Raw genomic sequence first — 23,230 nt, 5'->3', positions numbered from 1 at the left:
TATTTTGCGCAGGCATGCTGGAGCCCCGCCAGCGGCGCCTGGTCCCCAAAGACCTGTCACCGGACGGGGCAGAAGCAACAGAGGATTTCCAATGGCTGATCCCATTCGCAACTACCAGACGTCCGCCGCCCCCGGCGCGCGCGTCGATATCGATCAGGGCCTCCGCGCCTATATGATCAAAGTCTACAACCTCATGGGGCTTGGCCTGCTGATCACCGGCCTTGCCGCCTGGGGCGCCTTCCACCTCGCCGTCACGGGCGACGGCCAGCTGACCGGATTCGGCCAGCTCATCTATGCAAGCGCGTTCCGCTGGGTCGTCATCCTGGCGCCGCTCGCCGCCGTGATGTTCCTGTCGTTCCGCATCCAGTCGATGAGCGTGGCGGCAGCGCAGACCACGTTCTGGGTCTATGCCGGCCTTGTCGGCCTGTCGCTGTCGACGATCTTCCTCGTCTACACCGGCACCAGCATCACCCAGACCTTCTTCGCCACGGCCGCGGCCTTCGGCGGTCTGTCGCTCTACGGCTACACGACCCGGCGCGACCTGTCGGCGTTCGGCTCGTTCCTGATCATGGGCGTGATCGGCCTGCTGATCGCGATGCTGATCAACATTTTCCTGCAGTCGTCGGCGCTCGCCTTCGCCATCTCGGCGATCGGCGTGCTGGTCTTCGCGGGCCTCACCGCCTACGACACGCAGCGCATCAAGGAAATGTATTTCGAGGGCGACGTCGCCGACGTCGCCGGTCGCAAGGCGATCATGGGCGCGCTGCAGCTCTATCTCGACTTCATCAACCTGTTCATGTTCCTGCTGCAGTTCATGGGCGACCGCCGCTAAAGGCGTTGTCCGGTTCCGCTGGACCACAGACTTTGCGAAGGGCGGCCCAACGGCCGCCCTTTTCTTTGTGCATTGCTCTGCTGTCATCGAGGCAGGAAAGAGAATTGCCCAAATTATGAGCACTATTGCGATCCGACCCGCCACAGCGGCCGACCTCGACCGGATCACCGAAATCTACGCCGATGCGGTCGCGCACGGCACGGCGAGCTACGAGTTGGAGCCGCCCAGCCGAGCCGAAATGGGCAACCGATTCGATGCCCTGGCGGCGGGCGGCTTTCCCTATCTGGTGGCGGAAAAGGATGGCGTCGTGCTCGGCTATGCCTATGCCGGACCGTTCCGGCCGCGCCCCGCCTACCGATTCGTCGTCGAGGATTCGGTTTATGTCGCGCCCGAGGCCAAGGGGCAGGGCGTGGGCTCCGCGCTGATGCGTGCCTTGATCGAGACGACGCGCGCGGCGGGCTTCCGCCAGATCATCGCGGTGATCGGCGACGGCCATGCCGACAGCGCCTCGGTGCGGCTGCACGAGAAGCTGGGCTTCCGCCATTCCGGGCGCCTGGAAGGCTCCGGCTACAAGCACGGGCGCTGGCTGGACACGGTGTTCATGCAACTGTCGCTGAACGGCGGCGCAGCGCTGCCGCCGGATCCGGAGTAGCTGCCGGAGCGGCGGTTTCGTGAGCGGCTCAGGGGTGCTGAAGAGGGATTGAAGACATGAAGAATTGAAGAACTGGAGAAAAGAAAGATCATTTTATCAGGCGCGTAGCGCCTCTTTGCCTCAATTCCTCAGTTCTTCAATTCTCCAGTTCCTCTTCACGCCTCGACAACCTTCAGCTTCGCATCGAACACGCCGAGCACGCGGCCGAGTTCCTGGCCGCGCTTCAGGATGCGGCCGCCGGCGGCGATCACGGCGAAAGCGCCTTGTCGGCGCGCCAGCTTGGGGTCCTTGACGATCTGGAACAGCGGCACTTCGCTGGCCCGTCGGAAGACGGAAAAGACAGCGCGATCAGCGAGATGGTCTATTGCATAGTCGCGCCATTCGTTGGCCGCCACCATGCGTCCGTAAAGCCTCAGGATCTGGTCAAGCTCGCGCCGGTCGAATCGCACCGGCTGGTCGAGGCGGGCATTGCGCGCCTCGTGCAACGGGATCAATATTCCGGATGCTTCCCCATCCTCCGTCCCGCTGCTGTGATCGGTCATGCCTCGATCCTTCGATTGAATCATGCGCCAGCCAAGGTTCGCGCTTTCATGCTGGAATTGCAAGGGCAGGTTTACAAGGGCCGGCCAGGCACGGGGCGCGGTCGCGCGGTTTCCAAAACGTCCAGTCACGTTTGCAAAACGCATGTTGGAATTGGTGATACTCCGCCACATTCTTGCCACAAATAATCCGCGCTCATGCCCCAATGTCCGACGAGTTTACCCGCGTTGCCTGAGACGGTTCGGTCCGGCACCGGCTCGTAAACCCCAAGCCCCCCGCCCACGGGTCAGCGTCGGATCGAACCAACCTCGGTTTTTCCTTGGAAAAATCAGGTGCGACGATCCCAAAACCTGAATGACCGGCGTCAGAAGCAAGCTGACGCCGGTTTTTTATTTTCCTTCTCCCCTCGTCTACGGCATGCACACATTTCCAAGCGGGCTGGTCTTTGGCGATAGTGTGCATTGCAGCTTGGCGCATGCATTGCCCAATCCAATATAGCGCTGGTCGACCCCCACTCCGTCTCGGCTTCGCCGAGCCACCTTGTATCTACACGAGAGAGATTTCGTGGGATTGAAGCGGTTGAGCCAAGGTCCGGCCGGCCAGCCGGACCTTGGCTTGGCGAAGTCGCCCGTACCACCTGAGGTTACAGCCGCGGGAGAGCTTGGGATCTTCGCCTTCGTCACGCACGACCGAACAGTCGCTTGGTTCCAACCGTACGTACAAGGCAGGTTACCGTGAACAGGATCATTTGTGGAGTTGATGTTTCCAAGGATTGGCTGGACGCGCATGTCTGGCCGAGTGGGGCGATAGAGCGCTTCGCCAACGATGCAACGGGGATCGCAGCTCTTTGGCTGTTCTGTCGCAGCCACGGCGCGGCCGTTGCGGTGATGGAGGCATCGGGCGGCTATGAGCGGCTTGGCTTCATGCTTTTGTGGGCGCACGGCATGCCATGCGCCCTGGTCAATGCCAGAAGCGTGCGGCGCTTTGCCGAGGCGATGGGCTATTTGGAGAAGACCGACCGGATCGACGCTGCTGTCATTGCCCATTATGGCGCAGTCAAGAAGACGGCTCCGACCCCACCGCCCAGTAATTCCCAGCAGCGCCTTGCTGCGCTGGTTGGGCGGCTTTGCCAGGTTGTCGGCGATGCCACCATCAACAAACAGCGCAAAAGCGCCGCACGCGATGCCGAGGTATGCGCCAGCATCGAGGCCATGCTGGCCTTCCTCAAGCGCGAAGAGCGGCGTCTGGAAGGCGAGATCGCCTCGATGATCGACGACGATCCACTGTGGGCCAAGCTGGGGTCGGCCTTTCGTTCGCTCAAGGGTGTGGCTGGCCGCACTGTTGCCCGCCTGATGGCCGAGCTGCCCGAGATCGGCCTCATCTCCAACAAGGCCATCACCAAGCTGGCGGGCCTCGCCCCTATCGCCAACGACAGCGGCAGGCGCGCCGGCAACAGGCATGTGCGCGGCGGACGAGCCGGACCGCGTGGCATCCTCTTTGTCGTCGCGGCCATCGTCGCCAAGTTCGATCCGCATCTCAAAGCGTTCGCTCAACGGTTGCAGCAGGCGGGAAAGCCCAAAATGCTCATCCGCATCGCACTCGCCAGAAAACTTCTCGTCATCCTCAACGCAAAAGCACGCGACGCGAGAACCGAGTTCGCAAATGCAACTTGACACGCCAGATAGTCGCTCTCCCCCGATCGACGGGGGAGAGGAAAGGCGCCAGGTTTTTTGCCGTCACGCTCGTCCGCAAGGCTCCCTTCCTTTCCCTCCGGAGGGGGGAAAGGTGGCGCTGCGAAGCAGCGACGGATTGGGGGAACCACGTGGCAATCAAGCCGCCAGCCGATCAGTCACGCCGATCAAGGCATGCCGGCTATCCGAGCTCCCAGAGATTGCCCTTCCTTGCGGTGAGAAGCGGTCCGCGCTAGCGGACGAGAAGCCAATTGCTAGAAGGGGGGCTAAAGCCGATCCGGCTTGTGGATGAAGGCGGCGCCGAGGATCGGGCCGGGCATGCCGTCCTTGCCGACCGACTGCAGCAGCACGGCGCAGCCGCCCTTCTTGGCGATCTCGGTCATCGGCAATTCGTAGCGCTGCGCCTTGCCATGCCACATGCCGGCGGTCTGGATGTCGGAAACGGCGTTCCAGTAGGTCAGGCTGCGGCCGCTGTTCTCGCCCTGGCCGATCTTCACCATCTGCGGCGGGTCGAAATAGACGATCACCACATGGGCGTCGGTCGGGCCGCCGCCGGCATCGCCGGCGTCGATCATGACGCGGTCGCTGGTGCGGCTGACCTTGATGGCGACCCGCATGCCCTCGCCGGTCCTGTCCATGCGGGCGAGCGCGCCGTCGACGTCCTTGCGGCTGGCGCCGTTGACATGGCTGCGGCCGTTGATCACGGCTTGCGGCGTGTAGACCGAGCGGCTGCCGAAGGCGCGCATATAGTCATATTGGCGCTCGGTGTTCTCCTTGGTGCTCAGCGTGTCCTGCCAGCCGAGATAGTCCCAGTAATTGACGTGGTAGGCGAGCGCGATGATGTCGTCCTTGCCGGCGAGCTCGGCGAAGAATTCGTCGGCCGGAGGACAGGAACTGCAGCCCTGGCTGGTGAACAGTTCGACCACGCCCAAGGGCCTGTCGATTTGGGGCCTGTCGATTTGGGGATTGTCGGCTTGAAGCTTGCCGGTCGCGGCCTTCTCAGGCTCGGCTGCGAGGGCCACGCCGCACAACGCCGTAAGGGCCAGCGCCGCCGCCGCAAGCCGCAATCGTCCTCGAAATGCCATGACTTTTCCAATTCCCGCCGGTGACGCCGGCCTTGTTGTGATTGCTAAAATATGTGGCAGAAGCGCCAGTCAACGGGAAGTCACGTTGCGGTGAAATTTTTGGCGTTGCAGCCGCAGGTAAGGCCGCAATAGGAGAGGCGGTTGCATTTCAAGGCGCGGTTCGATTCGGGGACAGCATCCTCATCATGTGGCAAACTTTCCTGACCCCTGTCGATCTCTATTGCGAACGCACGGGGCCAGGACTTTGGGCGGAGCCGGCTAATGCTTTGACCAACGTGGCTTTCATTGCCGCGGGACTGTGGGGCGTCTGGCAGGTGCGGCGCCACAAGACTGGCGCTTTCGCCGAGGTGCTGGCCTGGTGGGTGGTGGCGATCGGCATCGGCTCGACGCTCTTCCACACCTTCGCCAGCAAAGGCACGATCTGGGCCGACATCCTGCCGATCGCCGGCTTCACGCTGGCCTACACGCTTTTCAACCTGCGGCGTTTCCTCGGTATGGGCTGGGGCAAGGCAATCCTCGTCTTCGTCGCCTTCTATGCCGTGGCCGGCCTGATCACCTATGCTGTGCCCGACTGGCTGCGCCAGGCCTCGAACGGCACCACGGCCTATTTGCCGCCCTTCCTGGCGCTCGCCTTCTTCGGGGCATGGGTGGCGGCCAACGACAACCCGGCCGGCTGGTACAATCTGGCCGGATCGGCGATCTTCGTCGTCTCGATCTTCTGCCGCATGATCGATCCGCTGGTCTGCGCCAGCTTCCCGCTCGGCACGCATTTTCTCTGGCACGTCTTCAACGCGCTGATGCTGGCAGTGCTGCTCGCGGCGGTGGCTAGGTTTGGGAAAGCAAAGGCAGCAGGGCAGTAGGGCAGTAGGGCAGTAGGGAGCGTCCTTCCCTACTCCCTTACTGCCCTACTGCCTTATTTCCCTACTTAAGCGGCCAGGTCGCGGAGCACGTATTGCAAAATGCCGCCGTTCTTGAAGTAATCGAGCTCGTCCAGCGTATCGATGCGGCAGATGATCGGCACGTTCTTCACCGTGCCGTCGGCGAAGGTCACCTTGGCGACCATCTTCTGGCGCGGCTTGATCGCGTCCAGGCCGTCGATCTCGACCAGCTCGTCACCCTTGAGGTTGAGGGAAGCCCATGAGGTGCCCTCCTCGAAGACGAAGGGGATGACGCCCATGCCGACCAGATTGGAGCGGTGAATGCGCTCGAAGGATTGGGCGATGACCGCGCGCACACCAAGCAAATTGGTGCCCTTGGCCGCCCAGTCGCGCGAGGAGCCGTTGCCGTATTCGACGCCGGCGAAGATCACCAGTGGCACGCCCTCCTTCTTGTACTCCATCGCGGCGTCATAGATCGACATCTCCTCCTTCGAGGGATAATGGATCGTGTAGCCGCCCTCGCGCCCGTTCTCGCCCAGCATGTGGTTGCGGATGCGGATATTGGCGAAGGTGCCGCGCATCATCACCTCGTGGTTGCCGCGCCGCGTGCCGTACTGGTTGAAGTCGGCGACGCCGACGCCATGCTCGGTGAGGTACTTGCCGGCCGGCGATGCCGCCTTGATCGAACCCGCCGGCGAGATGTGGTCGGTGGTGATCTTGTCGCCGAAGAGACCGAGCACGCGCGCGCCCTTGATGTCGCCGACCTTGCCGAAGGCGCGGCTCATGCCGGCGAAATAGGGCGGGTTCTGCACATAGGTCGAATGATCGTCCCAGGCATAGGTCTGGCCTTCCGGCGCCTTGACCTTCTGCCAGTAGGCATCGCCCTTGAAGACGTCGGCATATTTGCGGGCGAACAGCTCGCGGGTGACGTTCTTCTCGATGAACTCCTGGATCTCGGCCGAGGTCGGCCAGATGTCCTTGAGATAGACCGGCTTGCCGTCGCTGCCCTCGCCGAGCGGCTCGGTGGTGAGGTCCTTGGTCACCGTGCCGGCCAGCGCATGCGCCACCACCAGCGGCGGCGAGGCGAGGTAGTTCGCCTGCACGTCCGGCGAGACGCGGCCTTCGAAGTTGCGGTTGCCGGAAAGCACCGCCGCGGCGATCAGGCCCTTATCGTTGATGGTTTTCGAGATCGGCGCCGGCAGCGGGCCGGAATTGCCGATGCAGGTGGTGCAGCCGAAGCCGACCAGGTTGAAGCCGATCTGGTCGAGCTCCTTCTGCAGGCCGGATTTCTCCAGATATTCGGCCACCACCTGGCTGCCGGGAGCGAGCGAGGTCTTGACCCATGGCTTCTGCTTCAGGCCGCGCCGGTTGGCGTTGCGGGCCAAGAGGCCGGCGCCGATCAGCACGCTCGGGTTGGAGGTGTTGGTGCAGGAGGTGATGGCGGCGATGACGACGTCGCCATGGCCGAGATCGTAGTCGGTGCCTTCGACGGCATAGCGCTTCGAGATCTCGGCGGCCTTCTTGTACTCGGTCTCCATCGCCTTGGCGAAGCCGGCGGGGATGTCCTGCAGGGCGACGCGGCCCTCGGGACGCTTCGGGCCGGCCATCGACGGCACGACGTCGCCGAGGTCGAGCTCGAGCAGGTCGGTGAAGACCGGATCGGCGGAGCCGGCGTCACGCCACATGCCTTGCGCCTTGGAATAGGCCTCGACCAGGGCGATGCGGCTCTCCTCCCGGCCGGACATGGTGAGGTAGCGCAGCGTTTCCGAATCGACCGGGAAGAAGCCGCAGGTCGCGCCGTATTCCGGCGCCATGTTGCCGATGGTGGCGCGGTCGGCCAGCGTCATGTTGGAGAGGCCGGGGCCGAAGAACTCGACGAACTTGCCGACGACGCCCTTCTTGCGCAGCATCTGGGTGACGGTGAGCACCAGATCGGTGGCGGTGACGCCTTCCTTGAGCTTGCCGGTGAGGCGGAAGCCGATGACCTCCGGCAGAAGCATGGAGACAGGCTGACCGAGCATCGCGGCCTCGGCCTCGATGCCGCCGACGCCCCAGCCGAGCACGCCGAGGCCGTTGATCATGGTGGTGTGCGAATCGGTGCCGACGCAGGTGTCCGGATAGGCGATCGCCTCGCCGTCTTCCGAATTGGTCCACACGACCTGGCCGAGATATTCGAGGTTGACCTGGTGGCAGATGCCGGTGCCGGGCGGCACGACGCGGAAGTTGCGGAAGGCCTGCTGGCCCCATTTCAGGAATTTGTAGCGCTCCTCGTTGCGCTCATATTCGAGCTCGACATTGCGGGCGAAGGCCATCGGCGTGCCGAACTCATCGACGATGACGGAGTGGTCGATGACGAGGTCGACCGGCACCAACGGGTTTATCTTCTCCGGGTCGCCGCCGAGCGCCTTGATGCCGTCGCGCATGGCGGCGAGGTCGACAACGGCCGGCACGCCGGTAAAGTCCTGCATCAGCACGCGGGCCGGGCGGTAGGCGATCTCGACGCCGGCGGTGCCCTTGTCAGTCAGCCAGGCGGCGACCGCCTGGATCGATTCCTTGGTGACCGAGCGGCCATCTTCGTTGCGCAGCAGGTTCTCCAGCAGCACCTTCATCGAATAGGGCAGCTGGGCGATGCCGGTGAGGCCGTTCTTCTCGGCCTCAACGAGGTCGAAATAAACATAGTCCGCGCCACCTGCGGTCAGGGTGCGGCGGCAATTGAAACTGTCGAGGGATTTCGTCACGGCGATCCGTCCTTGTCTGTTCAGCCTGAAAGGGAACGGACGCCGTTGGCATGCAATCACGCGCAAAGGTGCGGGTACGGCCATTTCCGCTGTCCGCTCCCAAGCAACCCGAGCCGTTCAAGGCGGCGCGTGCGCTGGTTCGGCGCTAATTCTGATCCCGCGCCGACCGCTGGCACGGATGAACCGCATATAGAGAATTTCCTGGAATAGTTCTAGACAGTCGAAAGACGAATTTGCGTGAGCCGGAAACGGCTCCGAAAAGGTGCTTTCGGGACGGGCAAGAATGCGGCTGATCGCCGAAAATCTGGGCGGCGAGCGCGGCGGCGAGACGGTTTTCTCCAACATCGGCTTCGCGCTCGACAAGGGCGAGGCGCTCATCGTCACGGGACCGAACGGCGCGGGCAAATCGACGCTGCTGAGGATCGTCGCCGGGTTGTTGCCGGTCGCCGAAGGAAAGGTTCGATTCGAAGGTGGCGGCGAGGCTTTCCCGACGGTCGCCTCAGCCGCGCATTATCTCGGCCATCTCAACGCGATGAAGACGGCGCTCAGCGTCGAGGAGAATCTCGGCTTCTGGCGCGCTTTTCAGGGGGAGTCCGGACTGGGCGTGGAGGAGGCGCTGGAGACGGTGGCGCTCGGTGGGCTCGGGCATTTGCCTTTCGGCTATCTGTCGACCGGGCAGCGGCGGCGCGCCTCGATTGCCAAGCTTCTGGTCAGCCGGCGGCCGGTCTGGCTGTTGGACGAGCCGACGGCGGGGTTGGACAAGGCTTCGGAGGAGCGGTTCGCGGGGTTGATGCACGGGCATCTGCGCGATGGAGGGATCGTGGTGGCGGCCACGCATCTGCCGCTGGGGTTGGAGGGGGCGAAGGTGTTAGGGATGGGGCAGGTTCTTTGATGTCGGTGCTCTACGGCGCCCCCCTCTGGCCTGCCGGCCATCTCCCCCACTTGGGGGGAGATCAGACGTCGCCGGCGATTTCGCCAATAGTCGACGTCGAAAGAGTAAGCGGGGCGCTGAAACAGCCAATCTCCCCCCTTGTGGGGGAGATGGCCGGCAGGCCAGAGGGGGGCGCGAAGGAACGCAAACCCTGCAAAGGGATCACGACGTAATGTGGTCCCTCTTCCTGCGCGACATCCGCCTCTCGATCCGCGCCGGCGGCGGGGCGCTGATCGGCGTGATCTTCTTCCTCGCCGTCATCGTCACCATCCCGTTCGGCGTCGGCCCGGACCTCAACCTGCTCGCCCGCATTGGTCCGGCGATCCTGTGGATCGCGGCGCTGCTTGCTTGCCTGCTCGGGCTCGATCGGCTGTTCCAGGCCGACCGCGAGGACGGCTCGCTCGATCTGCTGGTGCTCAACGGCGACCGGCACATGCTGGCGCTGACGGTGCTGACCAAATGCCTGGCGCATTGGACGGGCAGCGTGCTGCCGCTGGTTGTCGCCGCACCCCTGCTCGGCCTGTTCATGAACATGGAGCCGCTCGGCATCGGCGCCACGGCGCTGACGCTCCTTGTTGGCACGCCGGCCATCACCTTCATTGGCGCCGCGGGTGCGGCGGTGGCGGTGGCGCTGCCGCGCGGCGGACTGCTGATCTCGGTGCTGGTGCTGCCGCTCACCATTCCGGTGCTGATCTTCGGTGTTTCGGCAAGCTATGGCGCCGTCGCCGATCCGGCGCCGTTCCTGCAGCCATTCCTCATTCTCGCCGCGCTGACGCTGTTTCTTGCGGTGCTGGGTCCCTTGGCGGCGGCGTTGGCGCTGCGGCATGGGACGGATTGAGGCGAAGAAGGCGTTGGCCCACTGCGGCACCGCGACAAATTGCGGACCGGCTGGTGCAAGGTTATGAAAAGACATGATCGGAACGGTTGACATGGCCAAAAGCAGGGAGCGGTCGCTGTGAGCGCGCACGTCCTGTTCGTCACCGCCGCCTATGCCATCACGGCCGTCGTCCTGGCCGGACTGATCGGCTGGATCCTGCTCGACCAGCGGGCGCGCAAGCGCGAGCTCGCCGCGCTCGAAGCCGCTGGTGTGAGGCGGCGCTCCGACAAATCCGGAGCGGCAAAACCATGAGCCTCGAAACCGAAGCTCCGGCGCCGCGCCGCCGCCTGTTCGTGCTTTTGCCGCTGCTGGTGTTCCTGGGGCTGGCCGGCCTGTTCCTGTCGCAGCTTCTGTCGGGCCGTGACGCTTCGGAAATCCCCTCGGCGCTGATCGGCCTGCCGGCGCCGCAGACCGACCTGCCGCCGCTCGAGGGCGCCAATCTGCCTGGACTCGAGTCAAAAGACTTCGCCGGCAAGGTGACGCTGGTCAACGTGTTCGCGTCCTGGTGCGCGCCGTGCCGGGAAGAGCATCCGGTGCTTCTCGGCCTCTCGCAGGACAAGCGCTTCACGCTCGCCGCGCTGAACTACAAGGACCAGCCGGAAAACGCCCGCCGCTTCCTTGGCGATCTCGGCAATCCGTATCAGGCGATCGGCGTCGATCCGGCCGGACGCGCGGCGATCGACTGGGGCGTCTACGGCGTGCCGGAGACCTTCGTCATCGGCAAGGACGGCAAGATCGCCTACAAGCATGTCGGGCCGCTGACGCCGGAGTCGGCGCGCGACCTGCTGCTGCCGCAGATCGAGAAAGCGCTGTCGGCGCCGGGCTGAGGCGCCTCCCGTCCATCGTCATTCTAGGGCGAAGCAAGGAGCGAAGCGACGCAGCGCAGACCCTAGAGCGTCTCACCGTTTCACGGAAACGGCGAACCGCTCTATCTCTTTGTTTTGACGCAATTCCTGACGGAAAACCGCTCACACTTTTCCTGGAATTGCTCTAGAATCCATTCCGTGACGTTGATCGTAGAACCCCGCGGTCAAGAACTGGCGCTTGTGGGCGCGCGTGCCTGCACCGCTGCGGCGCTCGAAGGTCACGGCATGGATCCTCGGGTCAAGCCCGAGGATGACGAAAGCGTCGAAGCTCAGCCGTAGATCTGCTTGTGGATCTGGTAGAGCATTTCCGAACGGTCGGCGCGCAGATCGGCGAGATCGCGGCTGGACAGGTTCTCGATTTCGGCGACGAGGCGGTTGTAATGACGGCGCTTGGCGATGCTGGCGCGGGCGCGGGAGACAAGATTGTCGAACATGACAGGGTTCCTTTCATGCCGCATTGGCGCGGCCGGTTGTTCCTCCCTGACGATTGCGAGCATGACATAGGAATGGTGCATTGCAAAAGAAAGATGTTGCAATGCACCATTGCAGCCAGCGCATAGCCGGTTAACCGCAAGCTAACGGGCCATGCGTGCGGCGTGGCATACGAAACCGGTCCGCTTCACGCAGTTCTCATCCGTTTTGTCATACAAATTGCTGGCTGCCGCCTTGCCAGATCGCCTTCGGGCTGGCTTGATCCGCCCCGTCACGTGAATGCCGGGAGGAAAATGTATGGCGGCCGCAGACTATTACGAAATTCTCGATCCGCGCTTTGCGCGCCTGTTCAACGGCAGCGCGCAGGTGGAGAAGCTGTTCACCGGATGCCGCTGGGCGGAAGGACCGGCCTGGTTCGCCGCCGGCCGCTATGTCGTCTGGTCCGACATTCCGAACAACCGCATGCTGCGCTATGACGAGACCGACGGCAGCGTCAGCGTGTTCCGCCAGCCGTCCGGCAATTCCAACGGCAACACGGTCGACCGCCAGGGCCGGCTGGTGACCTGCGAGCATTCCGGCCGCCGCGTCAGCCGCACCGAGCACGACGGCTCGGTCACCACCATCGCCGACAAATGGAAAGGCAAGCGGCTCAACTCGCCCAACGACGTGGTGGTGCGCTCCGACGGCTCGATCTGGTTCACCGATCCGAGCTACGGCATCGACACCGACTATGAGGGCGACAAGGCCGAAAGCGAGATCGGCGCCTGCAATGTCTATCGCGTCGATCCGGAGACCGGCGACGTCGAGGCCGTCATCACCGACATGGTGCGGCCGAACGGGCTTGCCTTCTCGCTCGACGAAAGCCTGCTCTACGTCGTCGACACCGGCCGCACGCATGGCGAGAACAACCCGGCGCATATGCGAGTCTTCAACGTCGGCAAGCACGGCAAGAAGGTTTCGGGCGGCAAGGTGTTCGCCGACTGCACCGCCGGCCTGTTCGACGGCTTCCGGCTCGATTCGGACGGGCGCATCTGGACAAGCGCTGCCGACGGCATCCATTGCTACGACCCGGACGGCACGCTGATCGGCAAGGTGAAGGTGCCCGAAGTGACCGCCAACTGCGTGTTCGGCGGCAACAAGCTCAACTGCCTCTACATCGCCGGCACCACCTCGCTCTATATGGTGCGGCTGATGGTGAACGGGGCGAAGACGTATTGAGCGAGATTGTTTGGAAATGCCGCTCCGGCGGCCATCTGCCGGCGGTTTCTGCGCTTCCGGTGCTCACGGACCTAACCAAAGGGAGGGAGAAAAATGCCATTCGTCAACATCCGCATCGTCAAGGAAGTGATCGCCGCCGATCCGGCCGGCAAGAAGGCTGACATCGCCAAGAAAGTGACGTCGGCCATCATGGAAGCCACCGGGCTCAGCAACAACGATGTCTGGGTGGTGTTCGAGGAGGTCAACGCCCGCGACTGGTATGTCGGCAAGACCGACGTCGAGACGCTGCGGAAGGGGTAGGGGCCGTCGCACGCCGCAGCCCGGAAGTTGCGAGAGGTCGGCGGGACAGCGCCCCCCTCTGTCCTGCCGGACATCTCCCCACAAGGGGGGAGATCAGATGTCGCCTCGGCTTTCGCCAATCGCCGACGTTGCAGGAATGGCGCCGGCGCCGAACCTGCTGATCTCCCCCCTTGTGGGGGAGATGCCCGGCAGGGCAGAGGGGGGCGCGAAGGATCGCAAGCGAAGCTGGTTAGCGCTCACTTTGATCGAATGAACCCGGAGAAAGCCTCGATCGCTCCGCGCATCGCCTGCCGGTTCGCATCCTCGGCCAGGATCGCCCCTATCTCCGCCGGCTTCTTCCCCAGCAGCGCGATCTCCAGCGTCTCCTCATACATCGCCAACGACATCGTCCGCATGATCTCGGCGAGCGCCGCCCGCGCATAGAGCGAACGGGGCGAGGCATGCACCAGCATCGCCGGCTTGCCGACCGCGGCGTCGCGCGAGACCAGCCAGTCGAGCGCGTTCTTCATGCCACCGGGCACGCCATGCGCATATTCTGGGCAGGAGACGATGACGCCGTCGGCGCGGGTGATCATCTCGATCAGGCGCGCCGCTTCGGGCGGCGTGCGCTCGCCCTCGTCATCCGGGTTGAAGATCGGCAGCCGGCCGAGGCCGTCATAGACCCGGACACGGCAATCCGCGGGCGCGTTGGCGGCCAATGCCGCAAGCAGGGCCGAGTTGGTCGAGGCGGCGCGCAGGCTGCCCGATATGGCGACGATTTCTGTCAAGGGAGAGCCGGACGAAGGTTGAGTCGTCCGGAAAGCCTACCACATGGTCTGGCGGTAATCGTCGTCCAGCTCGCGATCGATCTCGCCGGCGCTTTCGCTCAGCGCCAGCTGGTCGCGGATGATCTGGCCGAGCGTCGGCAGCGTGGCGCGATCGTACCAGGTCTTCGGTTTCCAGAGGTCGGAGCGCATGAAGGCCTTGGCGCAATGCATATAGGCCGCCTTGACCGTCACCACGATCACGCTCTGCGGTTCCTTGCCGTCGACGGCCAGGCGTTCGCGCAACACGGTATCGACGGTGATGCGGGCGTCGCCATTGACGCGCAGCGTTTCGTTCATGCCGGGGATGAGGAAGAGCAGCCCGACGGACGGGTTGCGGATGATGTTTTCCAGCGTGTCCAGCCGGTTGTTGCCGGGCCGGTCGGGAATGGCGATGGTCGAGCTGTCGAGGATGGCGGTGAAGCCGGGCTTGTCGCCCTTGGGCGTCACATCGGCATTGCCGGCGCCGTCGGAGGAACCGATCAGCACGAAGGGGCTCTTGCCGATGAAGGAGCGGCAATGGCCGTCGAGGCTTTTGAGCTCCTTGCGGATCGAGCCGTCGGTCGGCCGCGGGGTCTTGTAGATCGTCCTCAGCTCGTCGCGCGTGGTCAGGAATTCCATGCAGTCCCCCTCAAAGCCCAACCGCCGGGCGCGTTTTTAAGGCTTCGCGTTAATTCCCCGTCTTCCCTTCCTTGGCTTTCTCCTCCAGCGAGTGGCGCATGATCAGCGGCATCTGGCTGAAGGTGAACAGCAAGGTGATCGGGATCGTGCCCCAGACCTTGAAATAAAGCCAGGTCGCTTCGGAAAAGTTGCGCCACACCACCTCGTTGAGCACGGCGAGGAACAGGAAGAACAGGCCCCAGCGGAAGGTCAGCTTGCGCCAGCCCTCTGCATCGAGCTGAAAGGCGGAATCGAAGACGTAGCCGAGCAGCGAGCGGCCGAACAGCAGCCCGCCGAGCAGGGTTACGCCGAACAGCGAATTGATGATGGTCGGCTTCATGAAGGCGAAGGTCTTGTCCTGCAGGTAAAGCGCCAGCGCGCCGAAGACGAAGACGACGATCGCCGAGACCAGCGGCATCAGCGGCAGGCTGCGCGTGAGCAGCCAGGAGACGCCGAGCGAAAGCGCGGTCGCCACCATGAAGAAGGCGGTGGCGATGAGGATAGGCTCGCCGAGATGGCTGAGCACCGGGAATTTCTCCGCGAGCCACTCGCCGCGGATGGTGGTGAAGAAGAACACGAGGCCGGGACCAAGCTCGAGCAGGAACTTCAAGCCTGGGTTGATCGGCTTGCGGCGAGGATCGGACGGGTCGCGTTCGATGATGTTCATAAAAACCCTTCTTGCGCATGATCTGGCCAAAAAGCAGGCCATCTCAAAAAAGCGCGCCAATCAAGCAACGCCCGCGATTGCTCTTGCGAATTCGCTGGCGGAAAACGGTTCGAGGTCGTCGACCTGCTCGCCGACGCCGATGAAATAGACCGGCAGCCGGTGCTTGGCGGCGATCGCCACCAGAATACCGCCGCGCGCCGTGCCGTCCAGCTTGGTCATCACCAGCCCGTTGACGCCGGCGACGTTGCGGAAGATCTCGACCTGGTTCAGCGCGTTCTGGCCCGTGGTGGCGTCGACCGTCTGCAGCACCGTGTGCGGCGCTTCCGGATCGAGCTTGCCCAGCACGCGCACGATCTTTTCCAGCTCGGCCATCAACTCGGTCTTGTTCTGCAAGCGCCCGGCCGTGTCGATGATCAGCACGTCCGAGCCGGCCTCCTTCGCCTTCTCGAAGGCGTCATAGGCGAGGCCCGCCGCGTCGGCGCCGAGCTTGGTGGCAATGACGGGCGATTTCGTGCGCTCGCCCCAGATCTTCAACTGCTCGATCGCGGCCGCGCGGAACGTGTCGCCGGCGGCCAGCATCACCTTGAGGCCGCCGTCGGTGAGCTTGGCGGCCAATTTGCCGATGGTGGTCGTCTTGCCGGTGCCGTTGACGCCGACGACCAGGATGACATGCGGCTTGTGGCTGAGGTCGAGCTCGAGCGGCTTTGCCACCGGCGTCAGCACCTTCTCCACCTCCGCGGCCATCACTGCGCGGACTTCAGAGTCGGAGACGTCGCGGCCATAGCGGCTGGAAGCGAGCGAGTCGGTGACGCGGAGCGCCGTTTCCACGCCGAGATCGGCGCGGATCAGCACGTCCTCCAGGTCCTGCAGCGTGTCCTCGTCCAGCTTTCGCTTGGTGAAAACGCCGGCAATGTTGCCGGTGAGCTCGCGCGAGGAGCGGGCAAGCCCGTCGCGCATGCGCTGGAACCAGGAGCGCCGCGGCGCCGGCTCCGGCGCCTTTTGCGGCTCGGCCTTCTGTTCGACTTTTTTCGAGACCGTCACCTTGCCGGCGGCGGGCTTTGCCGGCGACGGCACAGCCTCCTGCTCGGGTGCGATCTCGGCAAGGATCGGCTGCGGCTCGACGGGCGCCGGCTGTCGAATGGGAGGCGCGATTTCCGCGTCGGCCTCGGCGGATGGTTCTACGGAAGGCGCCTCCGCCGGCGGCACCTCGATGGGTGCAGGCGTCTCGGCGGGAACCTCGCTGGGCGTCGGCACCTCGACCGGCGCCGGCTCAGGCTGCGGTTCCGGACGCGAAGGCTCGATGTCCGGCCGAGTTGGCGTGGGTGCTGGCACCTCCTGCGGGGCAGGTTGGGGCGTTGGTGTCGGCGCGGGGGAAGGCTCAGGTTGTGCCGGCGGCACTTCTTCGGGCGCCGGCGGCTCAGGCTTCTCTGGCGCCGGTCGCGGCTCTTCTTCCGGTTCAGGCTCCGGCAGCGGTTCCGGCTCGGCCGGAACGATCGGCTCGGGCGTCGGCGGGATGATTGGCGCGGGCTCGGGCTTCGGCTCTTCAGGCGGCGGAGCGGGAGCTAGATCAAGAGAGGGTTCGCCCGCTGGCGCAGTTTCCGCCGCGGGCTCCTGTTCGCGCGCCAGCACTTCCGCCGGCGCAGCCTGCTCGGCGTCCGGCTTCAGCGCGTCCAGCTGGTCCCATTTGATCGGCGGCAGCGGGGCGGTCTCGTCGACGCGCTCCTCGACCACCTCTTTCCTGCCGAACGAAAATATCTTCTTGAAGAAACCAGCCATGCGTCTCGCAGTTCTCAGGCGGCTTGCGCGGCAAAGGGCGCCGCAACCAGTCGGGCGCCGTCATGGCCGCTGATGACGGCCTCGACGATCTCGCCGGGCGCGCCGGTGTCGATTGCGGCCAGCGTGAAACCTTCGGTACGGCCGAGCCCGTCGCGCTCGATCAGGATCGACTGCCTGGTGCCGGCAAGCGACGACAAATGACGACGATAGGCGGCCTCGCCGGCGGCGCGCAACCTCGCGGCGCGCGCCTTCACCACCTCGCGGCGGACCTGCGGCATGCGCGCGGCGGGCGTACCCTCACGCGGCGAGAACGGGAAGACATGCAGATGTGTCAAGCCGCATTCCTCGACGATCTTCTCCGAATTCTCGAACATCGCCTCGGTCTCGGTCGGGAAGCCGGCGATGATGTCGGCGCCGAAGACGACGCCGGGACGCAGCTTGCGCACGTCCTCGCAGAAGCGGATCGATTGGTCGCGCAGATGGCGGCGCTTCATGCGCTTCAGGATCATGTCGTCGCCCGATTGCAGCGACAGATGCAGATGCGGCATCAGCCTTGGTTCGGTGGCGATCGCGTCGAGCAGGTCGTCGTCGGCCTCGATGGAATCGATCGAGGACAGCCTGAGCCGCCTCACGTCCGGCACCTGACGCAGGATCGTCTTCACCAGCTTGCCGAGCTTCGGGCTGCCCGGCAGGTCGGCGCCGAAGCTGGTCATGTCGACACCCGAGAGCACGATCTCGGCATAGCCGTTGCCGGCGAGACGCTTGACCTGCTCGACCACCGCGCCCATCGGCACCGAGCGTGAATTGCCGCGACCATAGGGGATGATGCAGAAGGTGCAGCGATGATCGCAGCCATTCTGCACCTGCACGAAAGCGCGCGCCCGGCCCTCGATGGCATCGACCATGTGGCTTGCCGTCTCGCGCACCGAAAAGATGTCGTTGACGCGCGCCTTCTCGGTGTCGTTGACGCCGAAATCGGGCAAAGCGCGATAGGAATTGGCCTTGAGCTTCTCCTCATTGCCGAGCACGAGGTCGACCTCGTCCATGGCGGCGAAGTTCTGCGGCTCGGTCTGCGCCGCGCAGCCGGTGACGATGATGCGGGCTTCAGGGTTCTCGCGGCGCGCCTTGCGGATCGCCTGCTTGGCCTGGCGCACCGCTTCGGCGGTAACGGCGCAGGTGTTGAAGATGACGGCGCCGCCCTGGAGCGCGCCGAGGCCGGCGCTCTCGGCCTCGCGGCGCATCACTTCCGATTCATAGGTGTTGAGGCGGCAGCCGAAGGTGACGACGTCGATGCCCTTGCCGGCGAGCGCCTGGGGCGCGCCTTTTTCAAGAGCGGACATCAGGCGGCGCTTTCGGTGTCGCGGGCCCAGGCGCCGGTCGTGGGATCGAAGCTACCGGAAAACTCCCATTCGGCGGCGCCAGTCAGGATGACGTGATCGTCGTCGCGCCATTCGACATGCAATTCGCCGCCGCCGGGCGTCAGCAGCGAGACGCTGCGGCCGGTGCGCTTGGTGCGGGCGGCCGCCACCACGGCAGCACATGCGGCGGAGCCGCAGGCCTTGGTGAGGCCGGCGCCGCGCTCCCAGGTGCGGATGATCATCGTCTCAGGCGAGGTCACCTGCGCGATGGTGATGTTGGCGCGCTCGGGGAAGATCGGATGGTTCTCAAGCAGCGGGCCGAAGCGGTCGAGCTCGTAGGACCAGACATCGTTGTCGACCCAGAAGATCGCGTGCGGATTGCCCATCGATACCGCCGACGGCGAATGCAGCACCGGCGCGTCGATCGGGCCGATCTGCAGCTCGATCATGCGGGTATCGCGGAACTCTTCGGCAAGCGGGATTTCCTGCCAGCCGAAATGCGGCTTGCCCATGTCGACGGAGATCATGCCGTCGGCATGCTCTTGAGCATTCAGGATGCCGGCGCGGGTCTCGAAGGTGAAGCTCTTCTGGCCGGTCTCGGCGGCCAGAGCCTGGACGACGCAGCGCGTGCCGTTGCCGCAGGCCTGCGCGCTGGTGCCGTCGGAATTCAGGATGTCGATATAATAGGCGGTACCCGGCGTGCGCGCGTCATGGATCGCCATGATCTGGTCGAACCTGGTCGCCGTGTCGGCGTTCAGCGCGATTGCCGCTTCCGCCGTCACCTTGTCGGCACGACCGCGCATATCGGCAACGATGATCTCGTTGCCGATGCCGTTCATCTTGGCGAAGGGGGCGGTGCCTGCCATCTAACCGGTCATTCCAGTTCCATTTGGCCGCTATATGGCGGAAATGGCCCGGAATTACCAGTCCGGCCCGAGTCTTATGTGACGGCGAAGACCCCGAGCACGATCAACAGGAAGATGATCAGCACGATGCCGATGAGGATACGCGCACCGGTAGCGGCCGCGCCAGCCAAAGCCGGCATGCCGAGCAGGCTCGCGGCGGCGGCAATGATGAGAAGAATGATGATCCACCTGATCATGGGAAGCTCCGGCGAAATTGCGTCGGCGGATCAACGCGTTTGACCGGTTTGGGTTCCTTTGTAGATGGCCGGCACGTCCCACAGCTCTCCCGGTCGCATGGCGCGGAAACGCTCCGGTGGCAGGTCTTCGGCGGCCAACGCCTCGGCCAGCTTCTGCGCCGGCTCGTCGATCGGCTCATCGGTGAGATGGAAGGTGCCCCAGTGGCAGCCGGCCGCGAAGGCCGCGTTGCAGAGCTTCATGCCTTGCACGGCCTCCTCGGGATTCTGGTGCTGCGGCGCCATGAACCAGCGCGGCTCATAGGCGCCGATCGGCAGGATGGCGAGGCGGAAACCGCCATGCTTTTTTGCCATCAGCCGGTAGTTGATGCCGTCGTGGAAGCCGGTGTCACCAGCGAAGTAGATGTTGCCGGCTGCTGTTTCGATGACGAAACCCGCCCATAGCGCCATGCGGCGATCGCGTCCGCCGCGCGCCGACCAGTGATGCGCCGGCTCGACATGGATGGCGGCCGCGCCGGTATCGATCCTGTCGCCCCAGTCATGCGCGCCGAGCCGCATGCCGGGCACGGCACGTCCGATGATGGTGTCGTTGCCGAGCGGCGTGAGCACCAGCGGGTCGTGTCTCTCCTTCAGCCGCTTCAGCGTGGCGAGGTCGAGATGGTCGTAGTGATTGTGGCTGACCAGGACCAGATCGATCGGCGGCAGGTCGGCAAAGGCAATGCCTGGCGCATTCACCCTTCGCGGGCCGGCGAAGGCGAAGGGCGAGGCGCGCTCCGACCAGATCGGATCGGTCAGTATGTTCAGCCCGGCGGTCTGGATGAGAAGGGAGGCATGGCCAACCATGGTGATCCGAAGCGCGCCGCCATCCAGCCGCCCGTCCGGTTTTGCCGGCGGATGGGGGCTCGGAAAGGCAGAGGGCCATTTCGCCCGTTCGCCGCCGAACTGCCATCTGAGAAGATCGCTGAAGCGCCCGGGCGGCTTGCCGCCGGGATTGAAGAACAAGGCGCCGTCGAAATGATCGCTGGGCGGGCCGCTGTAATAGCGGTTGGCGGATCTTCTTCTCGCGGCCATTCACTCTCCCGCCGGCTCGGTCTTTCCTGAGATAAGGACGCGCGCGCCTGGCGCAAGCATTTTGCTGGCGAATGCCAATGGGCGAAGCCCCATTCAATTAGGATCGGGGAGAGAGGGGGAACCGTCATGGCGATGAAGCGGACCAAGACGCCGTGGATGAAGGCCGAGGATTTCGGCCGCTCGCTGCCGCATGGGGTCGGCGTCAACCTGCTGGTCACGGACATGGCGGCGATGGAGGCTTTCTGCCGCGACGTGCTCGGCGCCAGGATCATCTATGCCGACGAGGATTTCGCGGCGGTCGAGCTTCTGGGCTCGATCTTCATGCTGCATGCCGACCATTCCTATCTCGACAATCCGATGACGGGCGTCACCGCGGGCGCCGAAACGCGCGGAGCCGGGATCGAGCTGCGCCTTTATGGCGCCGACCCCGATGCGGTCGAACAAAAGGCGGCGGCGCTCGGCCACATCGTGCTGGCCGGCTCGATCGACAAGCCGCATGGCCTGCGCGAATGCTACATCGTCGGCCCGGACGGCTATGTGTTCGTGCCGAGCGCCCGGATTTAACACTGAAATTTCAACGGCTTGAAAGATCGGATCGAGCGCGGCCCCGGACCGGTCGCTTACTGCGATAAATTTGCAACATCCGGCTCGAAAACCCTATTTTAACCATATCGGGTTGAAATTCTGCCACCTTCGCCATCTTGGTGGAGCGGAGATTACGCGGATGGCTCCCCCCGGCCGGATCCGACGGAGGTTTTGATGACTTTTTCGATGACCCGCCCCTTTTCGCGGAGTGGCCTTTTGGCCGTGTCGCTGGCCGCGCTGGTAGCCAGCGGCTGCTCGACCTCTCGCTTCTCGTCGATGGACGACCAGCAGCCGGCGCCGCTGACGCCGGCGCCGTCCGGCACCGTGACGCAAAACCAGCTGCCGCCGCCGGCTTCTCCCGGCACCACCGATCCGTCGCAATTCCCGACCGCGCCGAAGAACACCCAGGTCGCCTCGCTGCCGCCCGACGGCACGGCGCCAGCCGGCGCCACCGATCTCACCGCGGCCAGCGTCGCTGGCGTGTGGAACGTCAATGTCTCCGGGCAGAGCTGCAAGGTGGCGACGCCGCAGACCAAGTTCGGCGCCGGCTACCGCGCCGGTCCGCTGCACTGCCCTGCGCCGATCGACGGCATCAAGTCGTGGAACGTGGCCGGCAAGCAGCTGACGCTTTACGACGAAAACGGCGGCACGCTGGCCAGGCTCTATTCGTCGGGCGGCGAAAAGTTCGACGGCCAGACTTCCAATGGGCAGCCGATCTCGCTTACAAGGTGAGGTATGCCTATATTCAGGTGATGCGGCCTGCGAATGGCGGCGTCCTCCGCTCCGGTGCTCGCGTACTTCAAGTACGCTCCGCTTCGGTTTTCGGACACCGCCATTCTCGACTCGGCCTGACCTGAATCTCGGCACACCCGGGCTCCTCCTGAGTAGTCCGCTCAAAGAAAACGACGTGACCTATGCATCTGCGTGACGGTATCCAGACCCATGCGACCGTCAGGCAGCGCTACGATCATCTGGTCGAGAGCGGCGCGGTCGAGCGCGATCCGGCGCAGGAGCGCATCGTCGCCGCGCTCGACCGGCTGATCGACGAGATATCGGCCAAAAGGCTGGCGCATAAATCGAGCGCGCTGGGCTGGCTGTTCGCGGCCAAGCGGCAGCCGCGCGAGCCGGTCAAGGGCCTCTACATCCATGGCGCCGTCGGTCGCGGCAAGACCATGCTGATGGACATGTTCTTCGAGCTGTTGCCGGTGCGGCGCAAGCGCCGCGTGCATTTCAACGACTTCATGGCCGATGTGCAGGACCGGATCCAGAAGCACCGTCAGGCGCGCAAGGAGGGCACGGTCAAGGAAGACGATCCGATCCCGCCGGTGGCGCGGGCGCTGGCCGACCAAGCCTGGGTGCTGTGCTTCGACGAGTTCTCCGTCACCGACATCGCCGACGCCATGATCCTGTCGCGCCTGTTCTCGGCATTGTTCGCCAACGGCGTGGTGCTGGTCGCCACCTCCAACGTGGCGCCGGAGAACCTCTACCGCGACGGGCTGAACCGCCAGCTCTTCCTGCCGTTCATCTCGCTGCTCGAGCGTAACGCCCATGTGATGACGCTCGATGCCGACAAGGACTACCGGCAGGAAAAGCTCAACCGCCAGCCGGTCTATGTCACGCCCGACGACGCCCTGGCTGACCGTGCATTGGACGAGGCCTGGAAGGCGATGACGCATGGCCAGCCGACCGGCGAGGTGACGCTGACGCTGAAAGGCCGCCAACTCGTCGTGCCGCGCGCCGCCGGCGACGCGGCGCGCTTTTCCTTCGCCGATCTTTGCGAAAAGCCGCTCGGCGCGCGCGACTATCTGGCGATCGCCGGCCGTTTCTCGACCATCTTCATCGACCATGTGCCGGTACTGGGCGAAGGCAAGCGCAACGAGGCCAAGCGCTTCATCCTTTTGATCGACACGCTCTACGACCACCATATGCGGCTGGTGATGAGCGCCGCGGCGCCGCCCGAGGGCCTCTACACGGCCAAGCGCGGCACCGAAGTGTTCGAATTCGAGCGCACCGCCTCGCGCCTGGTCGAAATGCAGAGCCGCGACTGGCTGGACGGCTGGGCGGAGCGGCGGCAGGCCGCGCCGGTGGCGGAGGCGCGGCAGGCGCAGGGGTAGCCTCCTCGCCTTCGTCATCCTCAGGCTTGGCCCGAGGGTCCATTCCGTGACGTCCGA

25 protein-coding genes are annotated in these 23,230 nt (G+C 64.6%); 13 read left to right on the top strand and 12 right to left on the bottom strand.

The window, feature by feature from the left end; all coding sequences use genetic code 11:
• Positions 1–91: 91 nt before the first annotated feature.
• Both MJ8_RS31610 and MJ8_RS31605 read left to right on the top strand, forming a co-directional pair.
• Complete coding sequence (locus MJ8_RS31610; RefSeq protein ID WP_041003072.1) at positions 92–832, top strand: Bax inhibitor-1/YccA family protein; 741 nt, start codon at positions 92–94, stop codon at positions 830–832.
• A gap of 115 nt (positions 833–947) precedes the next feature.
• On the top strand, positions 948–1,484 hold the full coding sequence (locus MJ8_RS31605; protein WP_201412430.1) for a GNAT family N-acetyltransferase: 537 nt from the start codon (positions 948–950) through the stop codon (positions 1,482–1,484).
• Between the two features lie 155 nt (positions 1,485–1,639).
• Here MJ8_RS31605 and MJ8_RS31600 read toward each other — a convergent pair whose 3' ends face one another.
• Positions 1,640–2,026, bottom strand: coding sequence for a DUF2794 domain-containing protein (locus tag MJ8_RS31600; protein ID WP_201412429.1), 387 nt, complete (start codon positions 2,024–2,026; stop codon positions 1,640–1,642).
• Positions 2,027–2,758: 732 nt separating this feature from the next.
• Here MJ8_RS31600 and MJ8_RS31595 point away from each other — a divergent pair.
• Positions 2,759–3,697, top strand: coding sequence for an IS110 family transposase (locus MJ8_RS31595; protein WP_201412284.1), 939 nt, complete (start codon positions 2,759–2,761; stop codon positions 3,695–3,697).
• A 284-nt stretch (positions 3,698–3,981) separates the two neighbouring features.
• Here MJ8_RS31595 and MJ8_RS31590 read toward each other — a convergent pair whose 3' ends face one another.
• Positions 3,982–4,800, bottom strand: coding sequence for a DUF1223 domain-containing protein (locus tag MJ8_RS31590; protein ID WP_201412428.1), 819 nt, complete (start codon positions 4,798–4,800; stop codon positions 3,982–3,984).
• Positions 4,801–4,985: 185 nt separating this feature from the next.
• Here MJ8_RS31590 and MJ8_RS31585 point away from each other — a divergent pair, with 185 nt between their 5' ends.
• Positions 4,986–5,660: a ceramidase domain-containing protein gene (locus MJ8_RS31585; RefSeq protein WP_201412427.1), complete on the top strand. Its 675-nt coding sequence runs from the start codon at positions 4,986–4,988 to the stop codon at positions 5,658–5,660.
• A 65-nt stretch (positions 5,661–5,725) separates the two neighbouring features.
• On the opposite strand, the gene acnA is transcribed toward MJ8_RS31585, so the two are convergent.
• Positions 5,726–8,416, bottom strand: coding sequence for an aconitate hydratase AcnA (gene acnA / locus MJ8_RS31580; RefSeq protein WP_210345615.1), 2,691 nt, complete (start codon positions 8,414–8,416; stop codon positions 5,726–5,728).
• A 283-nt stretch (positions 8,417–8,699) separates the two neighbouring features.
• Here acnA and ccmA point away from each other — a divergent pair, with 283 nt between their 5' ends.
• The 4 genes from ccmA (at position 8,700) to MJ8_RS31560 (ending at position 11,051) form a co-directional block, all read left to right on the top strand.
• Complete coding sequence (gene ccmA, locus MJ8_RS31575) at positions 8,700–9,308, top strand: heme ABC exporter ATP-binding protein CcmA (RefSeq protein ID WP_201412425.1); 609 nt, start codon at positions 8,700–8,702, stop codon at positions 9,306–9,308.
• A gap of 211 nt (positions 9,309–9,519) precedes the next feature.
• The gene (gene ccmB / locus MJ8_RS31570; RefSeq protein WP_140700682.1) at positions 9,520–10,185 is read left to right on the top strand and encodes a heme exporter protein CcmB; all 666 of its coding nucleotides are present in this window, start codon (positions 9,520–9,522) and stop codon (positions 10,183–10,185) included.
• 117 nt (positions 10,186–10,302) lie between these two features.
• Positions 10,303–10,476, top strand: a complete 174-nt coding sequence (gene ccmD / locus MJ8_RS31565; RefSeq protein ID WP_201412424.1) for a heme exporter protein CcmD — start codon at positions 10,303–10,305, stop codon at positions 10,474–10,476.
• Complete coding sequence (locus MJ8_RS31560; RefSeq protein ID WP_201412423.1) at positions 10,473–11,051, top strand: DsbE family thiol:disulfide interchange protein; 579 nt, start codon at positions 10,473–10,475, stop codon at positions 11,049–11,051. Before ccmD ends, MJ8_RS31560 begins: the two co-directional genes overlap by 4 nt.
• A gap of 308 nt (positions 11,052–11,359) precedes the next feature.
• On the opposite strand, the gene MJ8_RS31555 is transcribed toward MJ8_RS31560, so the two are convergent.
• A complete protein-coding gene (locus MJ8_RS31555; RefSeq protein ID WP_224532113.1) occupies positions 11,360–11,524 on the bottom strand; it encodes a hypothetical protein in 165 nt (54 codons plus the stop codon).
• Between the two features lie 295 nt (positions 11,525–11,819).
• Between MJ8_RS31555 and MJ8_RS31550 the strand changes: the two genes are divergently transcribed.
• Together MJ8_RS31550 and MJ8_RS31545 are read left to right on the top strand one after the other, a co-directional pair.
• Entirely contained in the window at positions 11,820–12,740 is a 921-nt protein-coding gene (locus MJ8_RS31550) for an SMP-30/gluconolactonase/LRE family protein (protein ID WP_140752111.1), read from the top strand.
• A gap of 93 nt (positions 12,741–12,833) precedes the next feature.
• Positions 12,834–13,040, top strand: a complete 207-nt coding sequence (locus MJ8_RS31545; RefSeq protein ID WP_128259601.1) for a tautomerase family protein — start codon at positions 12,834–12,836, stop codon at positions 13,038–13,040.
• A 236-nt stretch (positions 13,041–13,276) separates the two neighbouring features.
• On the opposite strand, the gene MJ8_RS31540 is transcribed toward MJ8_RS31545, so the two are convergent.
• From MJ8_RS31540 to MJ8_RS31505, 8 genes are all read right to left on the bottom strand, one after another.
• Positions 13,277–13,807: an NADPH-dependent FMN reductase gene (locus MJ8_RS31540; RefSeq protein ID WP_201412421.1), complete on the bottom strand. Its 531-nt coding sequence runs from the start codon at positions 13,805–13,807 to the stop codon at positions 13,277–13,279.
• 36 nt (positions 13,808–13,843) lie between these two features.
• Positions 13,844–14,464, bottom strand: a complete 621-nt coding sequence (locus MJ8_RS31535) for a pyridoxamine 5'-phosphate oxidase family protein (protein WP_201412420.1) — start codon at positions 14,462–14,464, stop codon at positions 13,844–13,846.
• A 49-nt stretch (positions 14,465–14,513) separates the two neighbouring features.
• Entirely contained in the window at positions 14,514–15,170 is a 657-nt protein-coding gene (locus tag MJ8_RS31530) for a septation protein A (RefSeq protein WP_201412419.1), read from the bottom strand.
• Between the two features lie 60 nt (positions 15,171–15,230).
• Positions 15,231–16,946, bottom strand: coding sequence for a signal recognition particle-docking protein FtsY (ftsY, locus tag MJ8_RS31525; protein WP_201412418.1), 1,716 nt, complete (start codon positions 16,944–16,946; stop codon positions 15,231–15,233).
• Positions 16,947–16,960: 14 nt separating this feature from the next.
• Positions 16,961–18,286 (bottom strand): tRNA (N(6)-L-threonylcarbamoyladenosine(37)-C(2))-methylthiotransferase MtaB, encoded by a 1,326-nt coding sequence (mtaB, locus tag MJ8_RS31520; RefSeq protein WP_201412417.1) that lies wholly within the window; start codon positions 18,284–18,286, stop codon positions 16,961–16,963.
• Complete coding sequence (dapF, locus tag MJ8_RS31515; RefSeq protein WP_201412416.1) at positions 18,286–19,170, bottom strand: diaminopimelate epimerase; 885 nt, start codon at positions 19,168–19,170, stop codon at positions 18,286–18,288. The genes mtaB and dapF overlap by 1 nt, the downstream gene beginning before the upstream one ends.
• Before the next feature lie 74 nt (positions 19,171–19,244).
• Complete coding sequence (locus MJ8_RS31510) at positions 19,245–19,406, bottom strand: DUF1328 family protein (RefSeq protein WP_031195454.1); 162 nt, start codon at positions 19,404–19,406, stop codon at positions 19,245–19,247.
• A 30-nt stretch (positions 19,407–19,436) separates the two neighbouring features.
• Positions 19,437–20,474, bottom strand: a complete 1,038-nt coding sequence (locus MJ8_RS31505) for an MBL fold metallo-hydrolase (RefSeq protein WP_201412415.1) — start codon at positions 20,472–20,474, stop codon at positions 19,437–19,439.
• Positions 20,475–20,600: 126 nt separating this feature from the next.
• Here MJ8_RS31505 and MJ8_RS31500 point away from each other — a divergent pair, with 126 nt between their 5' ends.
• From MJ8_RS31500 to zapE, 3 genes are all read left to right on the top strand, one after another.
• On the top strand, positions 20,601–21,038 hold the full coding sequence (locus MJ8_RS31500) for a VOC family protein (protein WP_201412414.1): 438 nt from the start codon (positions 20,601–20,603) through the stop codon (positions 21,036–21,038).
• 195 nt (positions 21,039–21,233) lie between these two features.
• Positions 21,234–21,791, top strand: coding sequence for a protease inhibitor Inh/omp19 family protein (locus MJ8_RS31495; protein ID WP_225248086.1), 558 nt, complete (start codon positions 21,234–21,236; stop codon positions 21,789–21,791).
• Between the two features lie 182 nt (positions 21,792–21,973).
• The gene (gene zapE / locus MJ8_RS31490; RefSeq protein ID WP_201412413.1) at positions 21,974–23,173 is read left to right on the top strand and encodes a cell division protein ZapE; all 1,200 of its coding nucleotides are present in this window, start codon (positions 21,974–21,976) and stop codon (positions 23,171–23,173) included.
• The last annotated feature ends 57 nt before the right edge of the window (positions 23,174–23,230 follow it).

The sequence above is a fragment of the Mesorhizobium sp. J8 genome (assembly GCF_016591715.1).
GTDB lineage: Bacteria > Pseudomonadota > Alphaproteobacteria > Rhizobiales > Rhizobiaceae > Mesorhizobium.
This window is presented reverse-complemented; position numbering and strand designations above follow the sequence as displayed.

Excerpts from the sequence above, each read along its gene's own strand:
- MJ8_RS31500 (WP_201412414.1), top strand. The coding sequence starts at position 20,601 with ATGGCGATGAAGCGGACCAAGACGCCGTGGATGAAGGCCGAGGATTTC.
- mtaB (WP_201412417.1), bottom strand. The coding sequence starts at position 18,286 with ATGTCCGCTCTTGAAAAAGGCGCGCCCCAGGCGCTCGCCGGCAAGGGC.
- MJ8_RS31590 (WP_201412428.1), bottom strand. The coding sequence starts at position 4,800 with ATGGCATTTCGAGGACGATTGCGGCTTGCGGCGGCGGCGCTGGCCCTT.
- ccmB (WP_140700682.1), top strand. The coding sequence starts at position 9,520 with ATGTGGTCCCTCTTCCTGCGCGACATCCGCCTCTCGATCCGCGCCGGC.
- MJ8_RS31495 (WP_225248086.1), top strand. The coding sequence starts at position 21,234 with ATGACTTTTTCGATGACCCGCCCCTTTTCGCGGAGTGGCCTTTTGGCC.
- zapE (WP_201412413.1), top strand. The coding sequence starts at position 21,974 with ATGCATCTGCGTGACGGTATCCAGACCCATGCGACCGTCAGGCAGCGC.
- MJ8_RS31600 (WP_201412429.1), bottom strand. The coding sequence starts at position 2,026 with ATGACCGATCACAGCAGCGGGACGGAGGATGGGGAAGCATCCGGAATA.
- MJ8_RS31510 (WP_031195454.1), bottom strand. The coding sequence starts at position 19,406 with ATGATCAGGTGGATCATCATTCTTCTCATCATTGCCGCCGCCGCGAGC.
- MJ8_RS31505 (WP_201412415.1), bottom strand. The coding sequence starts at position 20,474 with ATGGCCGCGAGAAGAAGATCCGCCAACCGCTATTACAGCGGCCCGCCC.
- MJ8_RS31530 (WP_201412419.1), bottom strand. The coding sequence starts at position 15,170 with ATGAACATCATCGAACGCGACCCGTCCGATCCTCGCCGCAAGCCGATC.
- dapF (WP_201412416.1), bottom strand. The coding sequence starts at position 19,170 with ATGGCAGGCACCGCCCCCTTCGCCAAGATGAACGGCATCGGCAACGAG.
- MJ8_RS31535 (WP_201412420.1), bottom strand. The coding sequence starts at position 14,464 with ATGGAATTCCTGACCACGCGCGACGAGCTGAGGACGATCTACAAGACC.
- ccmA (WP_201412425.1), top strand. The coding sequence starts at position 8,700 with ATGCGGCTGATCGCCGAAAATCTGGGCGGCGAGCGCGGCGGCGAGACG.
- MJ8_RS31610 (WP_041003072.1), top strand. The coding sequence starts at position 92 with ATGGCTGATCCCATTCGCAACTACCAGACGTCCGCCGCCCCCGGCGCG.
- MJ8_RS31585 (WP_201412427.1), top strand. The coding sequence starts at position 4,986 with ATGTGGCAAACTTTCCTGACCCCTGTCGATCTCTATTGCGAACGCACG.
- MJ8_RS31560 (WP_201412423.1), top strand. The coding sequence starts at position 10,473 with ATGAGCCTCGAAACCGAAGCTCCGGCGCCGCGCCGCCGCCTGTTCGTG.
- MJ8_RS31550 (WP_140752111.1), top strand. The coding sequence starts at position 11,820 with ATGGCGGCCGCAGACTATTACGAAATTCTCGATCCGCGCTTTGCGCGC.
- ftsY (WP_201412418.1), bottom strand. The coding sequence starts at position 16,946 with ATGGCTGGTTTCTTCAAGAAGATATTTTCGTTCGGCAGGAAAGAGGTG.
- MJ8_RS31545 (WP_128259601.1), top strand. The coding sequence starts at position 12,834 with ATGCCATTCGTCAACATCCGCATCGTCAAGGAAGTGATCGCCGCCGAT.
- MJ8_RS31605 (WP_201412430.1), top strand. The coding sequence starts at position 948 with ATGAGCACTATTGCGATCCGACCCGCCACAGCGGCCGACCTCGACCGG.
- MJ8_RS31555 (WP_224532113.1), bottom strand. The coding sequence starts at position 11,524 with ATGTTCGACAATCTTGTCTCCCGCGCCCGCGCCAGCATCGCCAAGCGC.